This is a genomic window from Fictibacillus terranigra, assembly GCF_030412265.1.
GTDB classification, from domain to species: Bacteria; Bacillota; Bacilli; order Bacillales; family Fictibacillaceae; genus Fictibacillus_C; species Fictibacillus_C terrinigri.
On the sequence record NZ_JAUHLN010000002.1, the window covers coordinates 277860 to 293136 of the forward strand.

At 43.0% G+C, this 15277-nt stretch carries 13 protein-coding genes; 2 read left to right on the forward strand and 11 right to left on the reverse strand.

The features are described 5' to 3' along the window. Positions 1–33: 33 nt before the first annotated feature. Complete coding sequence (locus tag QYF49_RS09190) at positions 34–684, reverse strand: C40 family peptidase (protein WP_290399322.1); 651 nt, start codon at positions 682–684, stop codon at positions 34–36. 278 nt (positions 685–962) lie between these two features. Between QYF49_RS09190 and recQ the strand changes: the two genes are divergently transcribed. Continuing rightward, on the forward strand, positions 963–3083 hold the full coding sequence (gene recQ / locus QYF49_RS09195) for a DNA helicase RecQ (protein WP_290399323.1): 2121 nt from the start codon (positions 963–965) through the stop codon (positions 3081–3083). A gap of 26 nt (positions 3084–3109) precedes the next feature. On the opposite strand, the gene QYF49_RS09200 is transcribed toward recQ, so the two are convergent. The 6 genes from QYF49_RS09200 to QYF49_RS09225 form a co-directional block, all read right to left on the reverse strand. Next, complete coding sequence (locus tag QYF49_RS09200; RefSeq protein ID WP_290399324.1) at positions 3110–3652, reverse strand: D-glycero-alpha-D-manno-heptose-1,7-bisphosphate 7-phosphatase; 543 nt, start codon at positions 3650–3652, stop codon at positions 3110–3112. A gap of 29 nt (positions 3653–3681) precedes the next feature. Beyond that, on the reverse strand, positions 3682–3891 hold the full coding sequence (locus tag QYF49_RS09205; RefSeq protein WP_290399325.1) for a DUF6501 family protein: 210 nt from the start codon (positions 3889–3891) through the stop codon (positions 3682–3684). Between the two features lie 95 nt (positions 3892–3986). Further along, entirely contained in the window at positions 3987–4127 is a 141-nt protein-coding gene (locus QYF49_RS09210) for a hypothetical protein (RefSeq protein ID WP_290399326.1), read from the reverse strand. Between the two features lie 109 nt (positions 4128–4236). Beyond that, positions 4237–5508, reverse strand: a complete 1272-nt coding sequence (gene dctP, locus QYF49_RS09215) for a C4-dicarboxylate transporter DctP (protein ID WP_290399327.1) — start codon at positions 5506–5508, stop codon at positions 4237–4239. 143 nt (positions 5509–5651) lie between these two features. Then, entirely contained in the window at positions 5652–6350 is a 699-nt protein-coding gene (locus QYF49_RS09220) for a response regulator (protein ID WP_290399328.1), read from the reverse strand. Further along, positions 6347–7945 (reverse strand): ATP-binding protein, encoded by a 1599-nt coding sequence (locus QYF49_RS09225; RefSeq protein ID WP_290399329.1) that lies wholly within the window; start codon positions 7943–7945, stop codon positions 6347–6349. Before QYF49_RS09225 ends, QYF49_RS09220 begins: the two co-directional genes overlap by 4 nt. Before the next feature lie 100 nt (positions 7946–8045). On the opposite strand from QYF49_RS09225, the gene QYF49_RS09230 reads away from it, so the two are divergent. Continuing rightward, on the forward strand, positions 8046–9116 hold the full coding sequence (locus tag QYF49_RS09230) for a DctP family TRAP transporter solute-binding subunit (protein WP_290399330.1): 1071 nt from the start codon (positions 8046–8048) through the stop codon (positions 9114–9116). 47 nt (positions 9117–9163) lie between these two features. Here the strand turns inward: QYF49_RS09230 and QYF49_RS09235 are convergent, their stop codons facing one another. The 4 genes from QYF49_RS09235 to QYF49_RS09250 form a co-directional block, all read right to left on the reverse strand. Further along, positions 9164–10630, reverse strand: coding sequence for a UDP-N-acetylmuramoyl-L-alanyl-D-glutamate--2,6-diaminopimelate ligase (locus QYF49_RS09235; RefSeq protein WP_290399331.1), 1467 nt, complete (start codon positions 10628–10630; stop codon positions 9164–9166). Positions 10631–10739: 109 nt separating this feature from the next. Then, positions 10740–10985 carry a DUF2584 domain-containing protein gene (locus QYF49_RS09240; protein ID WP_290399332.1) on the reverse strand — a complete coding sequence of 82 codons (246 nt, stop codon included), beginning with the start codon at positions 10983–10985 and terminating at the stop codon, positions 10740–10742. Between the two features lie 132 nt (positions 10986–11117). Next, on the reverse strand, positions 11118–12404 hold the full coding sequence (odhB, locus tag QYF49_RS09245) for a 2-oxoglutarate dehydrogenase complex dihydrolipoyllysine-residue succinyltransferase (RefSeq protein WP_290399333.1): 1287 nt from the start codon (positions 12402–12404) through the stop codon (positions 11118–11120). Continuing rightward, positions 12397–15276, reverse strand: coding sequence for a 2-oxoglutarate dehydrogenase E1 component (locus QYF49_RS09250; RefSeq protein WP_290399334.1), 2880 nt, complete (start codon positions 15274–15276; stop codon positions 12397–12399). The genes odhB and QYF49_RS09250 overlap by 8 nt, the downstream gene beginning before the upstream one ends. Position 15277: the final 1 nt, after the last annotated feature.

A 15277-nucleotide genomic window follows, 5' to 3' on the forward strand; every position in this document is an offset into this window, starting at 1 on the left:
AACAACGAGTACGATGTTCTGGTTTTTCCGTTATTAGATTCTTTTAGCCCCTAGATACTTTGGTGCCCAATATGTATTGCTCATGGAAGCTATGCTTACTCCTTGTGAGGAAGTAGCTGAAATAAACTGGTTGTTTCCAATGTAGATACCGACATGTGAAGCTCCCGACTGATACGTTTGAAAGAATACCAAATCTCCAGCGCTTAATGCAGTCACCTTTGTACCTTCCTTATATATATCTGCCACTGTTCTTGGCAGTGTGATTCCCGCCGATTTTTTAAACACGTAATCGACATATCCGCTGCAGTCAAAGCCTGATGGTGTTGTACCTCCCCACACATATGGGGCGCCCAGGTAAGATTTGGCGGTGGAAACAAGTTGAGATTTGCTGTAGGACGGATAGATTCCAAGCGCCTTAAAAGTGGATGGCCCTGCAACTCCGTCAGCAGTCAACCCTTTTGCTTTTTGAAAGCTTTTCACAGCATTCAAAGTATAAGTACCAAAATAGGTTGTAGTCGTACTGTATGTAAAATAACCTTTCGTTTTTAACTTTGCCTGCAGATCTTTTACTTCTGTATGCGTCATTCCGTATTTTAACGTATGATCTCCCAGTGCTGCCTGTCCCACTACAGGATTAGCAGTTAAAATGCCTGCGATCCCCAACCCCATAAGTAATCTTTTCAAGTTGCTCTTTCCCCCTAAAATTTTCTTGCGATACCAATAAATTAATCATATAAAATATTTATAACAAAAGTATTTTAGGGAGATTACATTAATATTACAAAATACTATTTTATTCTTCTTTTTCTAACAAAAAACTGCGTTTGATAGATTAACCATTTGTGGATAGGACCGTTATTTTTTATTTACAGCAGGTTTTTCAGGATTGATGTATAATTAAGCTTTGTTCCGTTTTATTTGGAATGTTTCTACTCTTGTCTTTTGTTCAGAAAGGAGATCGTATGTTTAATCTAGCTCAACAAATTTTAGAAAGACACTTTGGCTATTCCTCTTTTAGACCAGGACAAGAACAAGTGATCAAAAGCATCTTTCAGCATCAAAACACGTTGGGAATTATGCCGACCGGTGGGGGTAAATCCATCTGTTATCAGGTCCCTGCAATGCTTCTCAATGGTGTGACCCTGGTCATCTCCCCTCTAATTTCATTAATGAAGGATCAGGTGGATTCTCTTGAAAATGCTGGTATTCCTTCTACATATATTAATAGTTCACTTTCTGATGATGTGATCCAGGACAGAATACAGCAAGCCGCAAACGGAGCCTATCAACTCATCTATGTTGCGCCTGAACGTTTAGAATCTCCAGCTTTTCGGCGTCTTCTTGCTAAAATGAATATTTCCATGATCGCCATCGACGAGGCTCATTGTATCTCTCAATGGGGCCACGACTTCCGTCCAAGTTATTTGCGCATCAAAGATATGCTTGCTTCCCTGTATCCTCGCCCCATCATCGTTGCGCTGACAGCCACAGCTACCAAGGAGGTAACCAAAGATATCTGCAGGCTGCTTGATATTCATCCGGAAAACACGTTTGTTACGGGTTTTGCAAGAGATAATTTAACCTTTTCTGTGATCAAAGATGAGGTTAAACGAGAATACCTGCTGCAATATGTAAAGAAAAACAGATCGAATTCTGGTATTATCTATGCTTCCACTAGAAATGAGGTTGATCAGCTGCATAGTTATTTAACAAAAAATGGATTCGCGGTGTCAAAATATCATGCAGGCCTGTCTGAGGAAGAAAGACGGGAATCTCAAAATCAATTTATCTTTGATGATACAGCGATCATGATTGCGACCAATGCTTTCGGCATGGGAATCAATAAAACGAATGTCCGTTATGTCATTCATTATAATCTTCCTCGCAACTTAGAAGCATATTACCAGGAAGCAGGACGTGCCGGCCGGGACGGTGAACCGAGCGAATGTATCCTTTTCTTCTCCGCACGGGATGTCCAGCTTCAGAAATTTTTAATCGAACAAGGAAATATGGATGAGACTAGAAAAGGGAATGAGTATAAGAAGCTTCAGTATATGACGGACTATTGCCACACCGAACAATGTCTGCAGCGTTTTATTGTAGAGTATTTTGGCGATGAATCATCAGCAGATTGCGGAAACTGCGGAAATTGTACCGATGAGCGTGAACAAACAGACATTACCACGCAAGCCCAGATGGTATTTTCCTGTGTAAAGCGCATGAATCAGCGATTTGGAAAAACAGTGGTAGCACAAGTACTGAATGGTTCTAAAACAAAGCGGATTCATGAACTGGGACTCACCTCTCTATCAACGTACGGTCTAATGAAAGACCGACCGCAGAAGGAGATCATGCAGCTGATTGATTATTTGACGGCAGAGGGGCACCTTCAGTTATCTGACAGCCAGTATCCTGTCCTCATGCTGGCCCCAAAAGCTCTATTCGTCTTAAAAGGAGAAGAGAAGGTATATCGAAAAGAGAAACGAAAAACGATTACCAGCTTTACTGAAAATAATGAACTGTTTGAACGTCTGAGGGACTTGCGCAAGGAACTCGCAGACAGGGAAAGTGTACCGCCCTATGTCGTCTTTGCGGATAGTGCATTGAAAGAAATGAGCGAAAAAATGCCGGGGAACGAAGAAGAAATGCTGGAGATCAAAGGAGTCGGAAAAGTAAAATTTGACCGTTACGGACAAATTTTCCTCGACACTTTAAAGGAGTTCAACTCTGCAGCCGCTCATTCAATGAAAAAGCAAGGGAACGCTGATTCTCCTCAGAAGGACAGCCATCTGGAATCTTACCAGCTGTTCAACGAAAACCAGAATATTTCTGAGATTGCCAAACAACGGAATTTATCGGTACAAACGGTTGAAAACCATCTCCTCCGTTGTGCAGAAGAGGGCATGCCGCTAAACTGGGATAGAATAATTCCAGAAGGGCAGGAAGCGATCGTCCTAAATGCAATTGAACTTCTTGGAAGTGAAAAATTAAAGCCACTAAAGGAAGAAGCAGGTGAAGAGATTTCCTACTTTACAATTAAAGCGGTCCTTCAAAAAAACAAGAGACAGCTCGTTCATAAGTAAATGGAAAGGCATAATCAAAGGACACTCTAGTCAGAGCGTCCTTTGATTTTTTCATATGCGCGGATATGTCCTGCAGCCTCCCGCAGATCAGCTGCCAGGAAGTCGGCTTCCCCTTGTTCACCACCGATTTTAACAGTAGTGACACCGGCTTTCCTTCCTGCTTCAACATCCGTTTCGCGGTCTCCGATCATAAAGCTGTTCGTCAGATCGATATTATACCGTTCCGCAAGATCCAATATCATTCCTGGGCTTGGTTTTCTGCAGGAGCACCCTTCATGCGGCTTATGGCAGCAATAGGCGATATCGTTTATCACCCCGCCCGCCTTTTCTGCTTCAAGCACCATCTTTTCGTGAATTTTCTTGAGCATCTTTTCCTGAAGAAATCCCAGACCGACTCCTCCTTGATTGGTTACAACGAATAAAGAAAAGCCCATTTCGGTAAGCTCCCTTAATCCTTCGAGAGCACCGTCCAGGAAATAAAAGCTGCTGGGATGATTTACATGCTTGACTCTTGATGTCATAACTTCGTTAATGACACCGTCCCGGTCAATGAAAACAGCTTTGGTCATTCTGTGCATCCCCTCTATTTCCCATCGGTTTAATTACCAGGATCCTGGAAGTACTCTTTATAAAATCCTCCAACTCTGCCTGAATTATCTACCACAAAATAGAATTCTTCTGTTTCGTTCTTTACTTCGTACGTTTTTCCTTCGGTGAGCACTCGGTCTACCATATACTTTGCTGCATTTGTATGGATACAAGTAACTGTCTTGATCGTTTTTTTGTCTTGCCAGGATTGGTGGATCATGATTTAGCCTCCTATTTTTGTTTATCTTTTATATTTTAAAGGAATCTTTCATTTTTTAAAAGAGACAAAAGAAAACCCTGATGATCAGAGTTTTCTTACTCAAAGTCATCCGGGTTAGCATCTTCTGTTCTTCTGTTTGACTTTTCAGGATCTCGCTGAGGATCAATATCTTCGTGTCTTTTTTCCTTTTCTTTTTGTTCCAAGGATTCATTGTTGCCTTCTTTTTGTTTGTTCATGAATATCCCTCCTTAATCCATAAATTACTGTTCCCTTTATTTCTTCATTTAAACAGGATGGCTCAGCAGACATGGCCCCATATAAAAAAGCGCCAACTTGGCGCTTTTATTATGCCGTTCTTCCCTGTGATTTTAGTTCAATATAGGCTTCCTCGCTTTTTTTCTCGTCAAATTCATTCTCACTCTTAGAAACTACGATCGTTGCGATTCCGTTGCCGATCAAATTGACGATCGCTCGTGCCTCACTCATGAAGCGGTCGACCCCAAGCAGCAAAGCCAGTCCCTCAACAGGGATGACCTGCATGGCAGAAAGCGTTGAGGCCAGTACTATAAATCCGCCGCCTGTGACAGCTGCTGCACCTTTTGACGTTAACATCAGGATGGCAATGATGGTTAGCTGCTGTGTAAGGCTTAAATCGATATTAAAAACTTGTGCGAGAAATACGACGGCCATGGAAAGGTAGATGGAAGTACCATCTAGATTAAAAGAATAGCCGGTAGGTATCACGAGTCCGACTACAGACTTTGAACATCCGAACCGCTCCATCTTATTCATCATCCTCGGAAGAACAGATTCGGAGGAGCTCGTTCCAAGAACAATAAGAATTTCATCTTTGATAAACTTCAAATATTTCCATAAACTGAAACCGTACATTTTACAGATGATGTTCAACACAATGATGACGAAAAGAAACATGGTCACATAGACGGAAATCATCAGCTTCCCTAAGGGCAGCAAGGATGAAAGCCCAAAGTTTCCAATGGTGAACGCCATTGCTCCAAAAGCTCCTAATGGCGCTGCTTTCATGATATACCCTACGACATTAAAAAAGATGTTCAGAAGCTTATCGAAAAATTCGATCACTGGTTTCCCTTTTACTCCCAGAGCCGTTAATCCCACTCCAAACAGGATAGAGAAAAACAGGACCTGCAGGATATCTCCCTTAGCGAATGCGTCAACCATATTCTCGGGAACAATATGAGTAACGAAGTCTACCCAGTTGATTCCTCCATCTCCACCGCCAGAGGTATATTGAGAAACATCCCCTTTTTGAAGCTTGTCAAAGTCCAGCCCTGCCCCAGGTTTAATGATATTGACAATGATCAACCCGATGATCAGAGCAAATGTCGTGACGATTTCAAAATAGATAAAAGCTTTTCCTCCAACCTTGCCTACTTTTTTCATATCCCCCATTTTAGCAATTCCGAGAACAATGGTAAGAAAAATAATAGGTGAGATGACCATCTTAACGGCATTAATGAACGTATCACCCAGCGGTTTCATGTTCTTTCCGGCTTCGGGCCATAGCAGCCCCACAGTGATACCCAGAATAATAGCAATGATGACTTGAAAGGTCAGGTTCTTAAACAGGGGTTTCATGTTCTTCCTCCTTTTATAGTGAATAACAAACTGAAAGCGCTATCACCCTTAGAATTGATGATAACGCTTTCTGAATATTTAGTGAATATTTAGGTTATATTGTCCTTTTTGGTCTTTTTGGTCTTTCCATTTGCCAGTTATCTTTAGTCGTTTTTCATAAGATACCGGTTAACTGGCCGTCCTACTCCTCCATACTGCATATCCAATTTGATTTCTCCCCTTTTTTCAAGATACTCTAAATACCTTCTTGCTGTCACACGGGCGATCCCGACCCCTTCAGCTACTTCCTCTGAAGATTTGCCGCAGGATTGCGCCCGAAGATAAGCCATAATCTGTTTCAGTGTGATTTGATTTAATCCTTTCGGGATTTCCTTTCGATCCTGTTCAAAATGCGGTGTATGTATTCCGGATAATAGCGTATCCACTTCCTTTTGTGACATTTCACCGTCTGGGGAAAATTGCGTGTAATAATCTTTATACCGTTCCAGTGCCTGCTTGATTCTATCAAATTTAAACGGTTTGATGATATAGTCCATGGCGCCCTGTTGGAGCATAGTCTGTATTGTGTCCCTATCATTGGCTGCAGATATGATGATCACATCAACTTTTATCTTGTTTTTTCTTATCTGATACAGTGTTTCAAGCCCATCCTGCTGGGGCATGAAAATATCGAGGATGACTAGATCTGGTTGGAGTTCCAGAATGGTTTTAACCCCTTCCACTCCATTGCCTGCGGTTCCGTTCACCTCAAAGCCGCTCACTTTTTCAATAAATGTTTTATTCACTTCCTGCACCATCGGATCGTCTTCGATTAAAACAACTGAAATGGTTTTTCGGTTCATGAATGTCTCCTTCCGTTCATTGGGAACGTGATGTAAAAGCTCGTCCCTCCATTGGGATAGGAAGATAGTTTTATGTCCCCTTTGCCTTTATCCACAATCTCTTTAACTAAATATAAACCAAGTCCCAGTCCTTTTTCCCCTTTCGTAGTGACACCCTTGTCAAAAATGTATGGTTTGATATGTTCAGGGATTCCTGGACCATTGTCTTCGACCAACAGAGCACAGATTTCACTGTCCTGTTCAATACTGATATCGATATGTTTGTCCGGTGAATCTGATTCGTTTAAGGCATGTATGGAATTTTCTATTAGATTCCCGAGGATCATTACGATGTCATGTTCATTCAGCGGATAGGGAAGCTCCTCCAAACGGCTCAGGCTGTCGATCACTACATTGATTTTCAATTCTTTTCCTCTGCTCACTTTGCTTATGAGCAGTCCGGCAATACTGTCATTTTTTATATTTTTTGTCACGAAACGCGTGAGACTTTTCTGTTGCTCCGAAATATCAAAAACATACTGAAGGGCCCGCTCGCCCTTGTCCAGCTGAATAAGTCCTGCTATTGTATGCAGCTTGTTCAAATGCTCGTGATTTTGAATGCGGAGAGCTTCTACGAACGCTTTTACCCCCGTTAGTTCTTCCGCCATTTTAGCAACCTTTGTCCGGTCCTGAAAGATCGCAACTGCTCCTATCACGTTATGATTATCTTTTATCGGAATTCGATTGCTCATAATGATCTTACCGCTTACATTAATCTCTTGATTGTAAACCGGCTTTCCAAACTGAATGATTTCAGGAAGCCTCGTGTCCGGGATGACCGATCTTATCGGTTTACCTGTAAGGCTGCCTTCCACCTGAAAAATTGATTTTGCCTTTTCGTTGAAGATAGTGATGTTCTCTTTCACATCGACAGCGATCACCCCTTCATGCATTGCATGGAAAGCAGCTGTACTCTCCTCATACATCCGCACGATCTCATGCGGTTCCAGCTGGAACATCTGCTGTTTAATATGCCTGGCCAGCATCCACGAACCAAGAAGGCCAAAGAGTAACGTTAAGAACATAATAAGGGCGGCCTGTGCTTTTAAACTTTGAAGAATTTCGAGGTACCCCGGAAGTATGTTTCCGACAATAACGACACCAACTTGTTCCAGTTGTGCATTCTTAACAGGCATAAAAGCACGGACAGCAATCCCAAGATCTCCTTTTGCCTTGGATATGTAGGTATGGTCTGCAAAGGCCGGTCCCTCGTCTTTTCCGGCTGATTTCGTTCCAATGAGCCCATAAACTGGATGAGAGTATCTGTAATGATCCATGTTCAATACAACGATGTAATCTGCATTATTAATGACTCTTATTTTTTCCACAATCGGATTGATGACATCAGCCCCATCCTTCTTTTGGATCTGCATCTGTACTTCAGGAAGCTCAGCCACCGTCCGGGCAGTAATCATGGCACGGTTGCCGAGTTCCTCTTCCCTCATATCCACAATTTTGCCAGTAATGATGATGCCTCCAATTAAAAGGGAGAAAAGAACGATTCCGAACGATAAAATGATGATTTTCCAGCGGATGGGCAATCTTATAAATTTCATCTGGCCAAGCCATTCCTTCCATTAAATTCTGTGTAATATTGTAACATGGTTTTTAAGTTATGCTAGACTTAATGGAAAAAGAGTACAAAAGAGGCTGAACATGAAACAAATCTTAGGAATATCCGTTTTTCTCATCACTGGTTTATTGCTTTCGTTTTATATAGGCTTTCATCTTAATCATAAAGAACAACAGATGGCTTTTGATGATGATCAATCAGGCATCCAAAAACAGATCGTCATTAAATTCAGCCATGTGGTGGCTGAGAACACACCTAAAGGACTTGCGGCACAAAAATTTGCCGATCTGGTGGAGCAAAAATCCGATCACAGAGTAAAGGTAGAGGTGTTTCCTAACGGCAGTCTGTATACCGATAAAGAAGAGCTGGATGCCTTAAAGAGTGGTAAGGTACAAATGATTGCTCCTGCTACATCAAAGCTGGGGGGAGTTTCATCAAAGTGGCAAGTTCTTGACCTGCCGTTCGCGTTTCCTACAGAATCAGCGATCAATGAGGGATTGAACGGAGACATCGGAAAATCATTGCTTGCATCTCTAGAGCAACAAAACATTAAAGGCCTTGGTTTTTGGGTGAACGGTTTAAAGCAAATCACCAATAAGGACCATGCAATAATCAAACCGAATGATTTTAAAGACGAAAAGTTTCGTATCATGTCCAGCGTGGTGCTGAAAAAACAGTTTGAACTTCTCGACGGGCAAAGCAAACCAATCGATTTTAATGAAACCTACCGAAACCTGGAATCAGGAAATGTAACTGGAGAAGAGAATACGATCTCTAACATCTATTCAAAAAAATATTACCGTGTTCAAGATTACATGACGATCAGCAACCATGGGTTTTTAGGATACGCCATATTGATGAATGAAGATTATTGGCATAGCCTGCCTTTGAAAGTCAGGGTGCTCATACAGAATTCCATTAATGAAACGGTCCAGTGGAACCAGGACCATTATCGAACCATGAACAAAGAACAGCTGCGTCTCATAAAAAAAGAATCAAATATACAGATACATGAGCTGACACCGTATGAAAAACAGAAATGGATTGAGAAGCTCAATCCTATGTATAAACAATATGAACCGATTGCGGGCAGAAAATTGATCTCCGATATAAGACATCTTCAACGAAAATATGAGAGACAATCGTTTCGCTAGCAGACACGGTTGTATAAAAGTAAAACGCCTCTAAGTCTAGAGGCGTTTTAGCTGGAAACCGGATGTTTTGCCGTTTTTAAAAATTGGATGGTTTGTTTATCGGTTGACGTAGGCAATTTAAAGGATTGTTTGTATGTTTCCTGCCCTTTTCCTGTAATGAACACCCAGTCGCCATCCTTTGCCTTATCCCATGCATGCTGAATCGCTTTGGTGCGGTCGGGTATAATCTCGGCGCTTCCGTCCGCAAATTCGTTGTTCAATTTTTTTAATTCATCTACCATTCTGTCCTTCGGGACTCCATTTAGGTCATCCAAGGTTAGTATGAGTTGAGAGCAAACATCTGAACAAAGGGAGACGATATCTTTTCTTTTGGCAGAATCCCTTTTTCCTCTGAACCCTAAAATATGAACTATTCTTTCAGCGTTCTCACGTTTTGCCGTTTGATAGCAATATTCGATGGCATCCTCTGTATGGGCATAATCCACAATAAATGTTGCTCCTTCTGGATGGCTGAACGTTTCAAAACGTCCGGGAACCCCTTTAAATGTTGATAGGTGACGGGCAGCTTCCTTTATTGATATCCCCATTTTTTCAACGGTCAAGAGTGCCCCAAGAGTGTTCCATACGTTATGCATGCCAGGCAGAGGCACCTGGATCTTTTGTGTTGATTTACCATGCCTCACTTTGATGACAGGAAAATACTCTGTACAAACGTTGATCAGCTGCATTTCGTCATCGGTTCGATTTCCGAATGTGAACACCTCTTGAGCGGAATCAGCTAATTTGTATTGCAGCTTCCGCCCCCATTCATTGTGGGAGGCAATAATTGAAGTTCCATGTTTTTTCATCCGTTTAAAAAGCCTGGACTTCACATTAAAATACGCTTCAATGCTTTCGTGATAATCCAGGTGATCATTGCCTAAATTCGTAAAAATGGCATAATCAAAGTATATGCCCTCAATCCGCTGCTGCTCAATTCCGTGTGAAGAAACTTCCATAATGACTACCTCGTCTAAGCTTTCTGCGAGTAGTGACTGTATTTCGAGCGGGTCCGGAGTCGTGTTTTTCGACTTGATCACCTGATTATTTATAATGTTATTTACCGTGCCGATCATTGAGCACGTTCTACCTGACTGCTCAATGATATGTTTCAATAAGTACGCGGTGGTTGTCTTTCCGTTTGTGCCCGTAACCCCAATCATAATATGTTTTTTACACGGATGGCCATAAAAGTTGCTTGCCATTCTTGCCAGCGCTTTCCTTGAATCTGAAGTTTGGTAATATGGTACCTCTAACCCCGCTATTGGCTGCTGACCGACGACCGCTATTGCTCCGTTTGCAATCGCTTGATCGATAAACCGATGTCCGTCTGCACTAAATCCATCAATGGCTACGAATAAATCCCCTGGCACAATTTTCCGGGAATTGAACTGAATCCCTGTAATCGGCAGCAAAGGGTCATGGTTTTCAGGTTTTGTAACTGTAATCCCGTTTAAAAGTTCATCCATTATCATGACAGCGTGCGCCCCTTTTTCATCAAATTGAGCTGTACACATATCATTTCGTAGGACGAAGCCATTTATCGTACTTCGATTCGACATAATTCGATAGTATTTTTTGTTATTAATTCACAGTGTTGAGGTCGATTAATTCGTATGTGATTTCTGTTGCTCCCTCTTTCCATGTCAGTTCGCAGATTTTGGCAATGGCCACAGGTTTTGTTTCCCTCGTCTTCCGAATTTCAAGCGGGATATCAAGAGGATACAGCCGGTAGCCATCTTTTCTTAATTTATAAAAGTTGGACGACTCCAAACGGGTTTCTTTGTTTTTTGTAACAATGATTGTATTTAATTCCAACGGCATTCCCATTTTTCTCAGCCCTTTCTTTTCTTTATCGTGATCCTCCCTTTATTTTAAAGGGAAACGATCAATTTGCCTACATCCCGGAATGGATTTAATCATAAAAAAACCAGGGAAATTCATTCCCTGGTTTTAAAGTAATTACCCTTGTAATAATAGTGATTCTGGGTCTTCAAGCATTTCTTTCACTTTAGCAAGGAAGCTCACGGCTTCACGTCCGTCAACGATACGGTGGTCATAAGAAAGGGCGATGTACATCATCGGACGATTTTCCATTCTTTCTGCATCGATGGCTATTGGGCGCATTTTAATGCCATGCATTCCAAGGATCCCTACTTGAGGCGCGTTTAAAATCGGTGTAGACATAAGGGAGCCAAAGATTCCGCCATTTGTGATCGTGAACGTTCCGCCTTGAAGCTCTGAAAGCGTCAATTTATTTTCTCTAGCTTTTTTGCCAAGGGACAGGATTTCTTTTTCAATACCGGCAAAGCTAAGCTTGTCAGCGTCTCTTACGACAGGAACAACTAAACCTTCTTCAGCTCCTACTGCAATTCCAATATCATAGAACTTTTTAAGAAGGACTTCGTCTCCCTGAATTTCAGCATTAAGCAGCGGGAATTGTTTGAGCGCTCCTACAACTGCTTTCGTAAAGAAAGACATATATCCAAGCTTTACGTCATTCTGCTGTAAAAACGCATCTTTTCGGCGTTTACGGATATCGTTGATCGCTGTCATATCCACTTCGTTGAACGTTGTAAGCATTGCTGCAGTCTGCTGGACTTCAACAAGGCGTTTAGCAATCGTCTGGCGGCGGCGCGAAAGTTTCATGCGTTCCACCGGCTTTCCTGGTACGTCCGCTGATCTTGGGGTGCTCTCTTGTTTTTTCTCAGGTGCTCTAGCAGCTTTCTGTTCAGGCTGGCTAGCTGGTTTTTCGGAAGCTGCTTTTACATCCTCTGGACGAACTCGGCCAAGGGGATCGCGCGCTTCTACTTTAGAAAGATCGATTCCAAGCTCACGGGCAAGTTTGCGTGCTGCAGGTGAAGCTAAAGGACGGTCAGTTTCTTTTCTTTGCTCTGATTCTGCAGCAGGTTTGTTTGGTGCGGCTGCCGGAGCTTCAGCAGCTGGCTGAGCAGCCTGTTGATGACTTACAGAAGGAGCTGGAGCTTCGCTTGGAACATCCCCTGCACCCTCACCATTCTCTTTAAGTACAGCGATAATATCCCCGACTTCTACTGTATCGCCTTCTTCACGGAGAACTTCTTGAATAATCCCATCGTAGTCCGCGCTGATTTCAATGTTTACTTTATCCGTTTCCAGTTCGACAATGTTATCGCCTTTTTTTACGTTGTCACCTACATTTTTAAGCCATTGTGCAATTGTGCCCTCTGAGATGGATTCAGCTAGTTCAGGTACTTTAATTTCAATCACGTTCATTGCCTCCCTCGGAAGTTATCGTTTTGGTCTGGTCTGCTCGCAGAGCGACAGATACAATACGTTCTTGTTCTTTTTTATGAATGTCAGGGTCTCCGCCTGATGGACTGGACCGGTCTGGACGTCCAATATATTTTACACTGGCACTTTCTGGAGAGACAGCGCGCAGCTTAGATTCGATAAAGGCCCATGATCCCATGTTTTTCGGCTCTTCTTGAACCCATGCCACTTCCTCTAAATGAGGGTAGCGGTCAAGAATCTCTTTAATCTCGTTTTTAGGGAAAGGATACAGCTGTTCGACGCGAAGGATATGAAGATGTTTCAACTCCTCCGTTTTTCCTTCAGCTTCAGCCGCTAAATCAATAGCAACTTTCCCTGTGCAAAGAACGACGCGTTTGATCTGTTCCGCATTTTTTCCTAACCCATCCTGCTCAAGAACCGGTTTGAATTCCCCTTCTCCAAGCATGTTTCCTGCTGAAGATGTTCTTGGATTCCTTAAGAGGCTCTTCGGCGTCATGATGACGAGCGGCCGAACTTCTTCCTTGTCCAGGATTGCTGCCTGGCGTCTTAATATATGGAAGTACTGTGCGGCGCTGGTAAGGTTAGCCACTGTCCAGTTATTCTCCGCAGCAAGCTGAAGGAATCTTTCAATTCGTCCGCTTGAATGCTCGGGACCTTGTCCTTCATAACCGTGTGGAAGAAGCATGACCAGACCAGATTTTTGACCCCATTTTGCCCGACCAGCAGAAATAAATTGATCAAAGATTACTTGTGCAGCATTTGCGAAGTCGCCATATTGTGCTTCCCAAAGAACAAGTGTCTCTGGTGCAAAAACATTGTATCCATATTCGAAACCTAGAACAGATGCTTCAGAGAGCGGACTGTTATGGATGCCGAAGGCTGCTTTTGCCTGCGGAATCTGATGGAGCGGTGAAAACAGCTTGCCATTTTGGCTGTCATGCAGGACAAGGTGTCTTTGAGCGAATGTCCCGCGCTCAACGTCCTGTCCGGTAATGCGGATCGGCGTGCCATCACCAAGGATGGTGGCAAACGCAAGCGTTTCAGCAAGTGCCCAGTCAACTTTGCTGCCCTCATCAAGAGCATTGGCTCTTCTTGCGAGGATTCTTTCCAGTTTAGGATAAACCGTAAAGCCTTCAGGTCTTTGTAGAAGAGCCTGGTTGATTTCTTTCAGCTCATCCAATGAAACAGATGTATCTACAGCAGGGAACCCTTTAACGTAGTCAGGAACCTCTACATCCTTTACTTCCCCGTCTTTAGTCACGCCTTTCACTTTTTCATATTCTTTCTGCAGCCTCTGCTGAACGTCCTTGTCCATTTCGTCCGCCTGTCCTCCTTTAATGACACCTTCAGCTTCCAGCTGTTTGGCAAACAATGCCCGTACCGTTGGATGGCTGTTTACTTTTTCATAAGTTGCAGGCTGTGTCACTGCAGGATCGTCCATTTCGTTGTGGCCAAAACGGCGATATCCGACCAAGTCGATCAAGAAGTCCTTTTGGAAACGCATACGGTATTGATATGCCAGTGTAATGGCAGCGATACACGCAATCGGATCATCTGCGTTTACGTGTACGATCGGAATTTCAAAACCTTTCGCAAGGTCACTGGAATATCTGGTGGATCGTGAATCAGAGCTTTCAGTCGTAAATCCGATCATGTTATTTGCGATAATGTGAACGGATCCGCCAGTCTGATATCCTTTCAAACGGCTGAGGTTAAGAGTCTCAGCAACAATTCCCTCGCCTGGGAAAGCCGCATCACCATGGATTGAAATCGCGAAGGATTTATTTACATCCTGCTGCGGATATCCAGGCTCTGTACGAACCTCTTGTGCAGCACGTGTATATCCCACGACTACGGGATTAACAAACTCAAGGTGAGACGGGTTATTAGCAAGTGTTAATGTCGCTCTAGCTGTGTTTTCTTCGATAGAACGGTCTGCTCCAAGGTGATATTTCACATCACCCGTCCAGCCAAAACTAATCCCTCTTGAACCTTCAGAAGGAATCAGCTCCTTGTTTGGCGAATGATGAAATTCAGCGAAAATTTTCTCGTAAGGTTTTCCTAAAGTATGAGCAAGTACATTCAGGCGACCACGGTGTGCCATGCCGATCATGACATTGCTTGTTCCCCCTTTAACGCTCTGGTGAATCATCTCATCGAGCATTGGAACAAGGATATCAAGACCTTCGATGGAGAAACGTTTCTGTCCGACAAATGTACGGTGCAGGAATTTTTCAAAGCCTTCAACTTCTGTCAGGCGCTGCAATAATGCGATCTTTTCTTCGTTTGTCATTTCAGGATAGATGTATCCTGACTCTACCATGTTATTCAGCCAGTTGTGTTCTTCTTCAACGTGGACATGGCTGAACTCATAGGCCATAGATTTGGTATAAATTTCTTTTAAGCGGTTAATCGCTTCCCATCCATTCTGGACATCTCTTGGCGCCTCAGCCCAAATCAAAGAGGCTGGAATCGTTTTCAAGTCCGCCTCGCTCAGCCCATAATGGGATGGATTCAGTAACTTAATGTCTTTTGACACTTTTTCAAGGGGATGAATTTCGGATGCCAAATGGCCGTAAGTACGGATGTTTTCGGCTAGGTTTGATGCAGCAACGATTTTTTGGACTGAAACTCCGGATGGAGTTTGCTGGGACAGACTGCTGCGAGCATCTTGATTTGCTTCATCAGAAGATGGTGGCGGACCCCACTCTTCAAACTGTTTTCTTAGTTCCTCGTCTACTGAATTGGGATCAGCTGAATACTGTTCGAACAATTCAATGACATAACCAAGGTTCGGTCCGTAAAATCCCTGCCATGGTGAATCCTGGCTTGGACGGTTTGTGCTCATT

Coding starts and splice junctions, on each gene's coding strand:
- QYF49_RS09235 (WP_290399331.1), bottom strand. CDS start 10,630: ATGATAATGGATGAACTTTTAAACGGGATTACAGTTACAAAACCTGAA.
- QYF49_RS09230 (WP_290399330.1), top strand. CDS start 8,046: ATGAAACAAATCTTAGGAATATCCGTTTTTCTCATCACTGGTTTATTG.
- QYF49_RS09250 (WP_290399334.1), bottom strand. CDS start 15,276: ATGAGCACAAACCGTCCAAGCCAGGATTCACCATGGCAGGGATTTTAC.
- QYF49_RS09205 (WP_290399325.1), bottom strand. CDS start 3,891: ATGATCCACCAATCCTGGCAAGACAAAAAAACGATCAAGACAGTTACT.
- QYF49_RS09225 (WP_290399329.1), bottom strand. CDS start 7,945: ATGAAATTTATAAGATTGCCCATCCGCTGGAAAATCATCATTTTATCG.
- QYF49_RS09240 (WP_290399332.1), bottom strand. CDS start 10,985: ATGGGAATGCCGTTGGAATTAAATACAATCATTGTTACAAAAAACAAA.
- recQ (WP_290399323.1), top strand. CDS start 963: ATGTTTAATCTAGCTCAACAAATTTTAGAAAGACACTTTGGCTATTCC.
- QYF49_RS09200 (WP_290399324.1), bottom strand. CDS start 3,652: ATGACCAAAGCTGTTTTCATTGACCGGGACGGTGTCATTAACGAAGTT.
- QYF49_RS09220 (WP_290399328.1), bottom strand. CDS start 6,350: ATGAACCGAAAAACCATTTCAGTTGTTTTAATCGAAGACGATCCGATG.
- dctP (WP_290399327.1), bottom strand. CDS start 5,508: ATGAAACCCCTGTTTAAGAACCTGACCTTTCAAGTCATCATTGCTATT.
- QYF49_RS09210 (WP_290399326.1), bottom strand. CDS start 4,127: ATGAACAAACAAAAAGAAGGCAACAATGAATCCTTGGAACAAAAAGAA.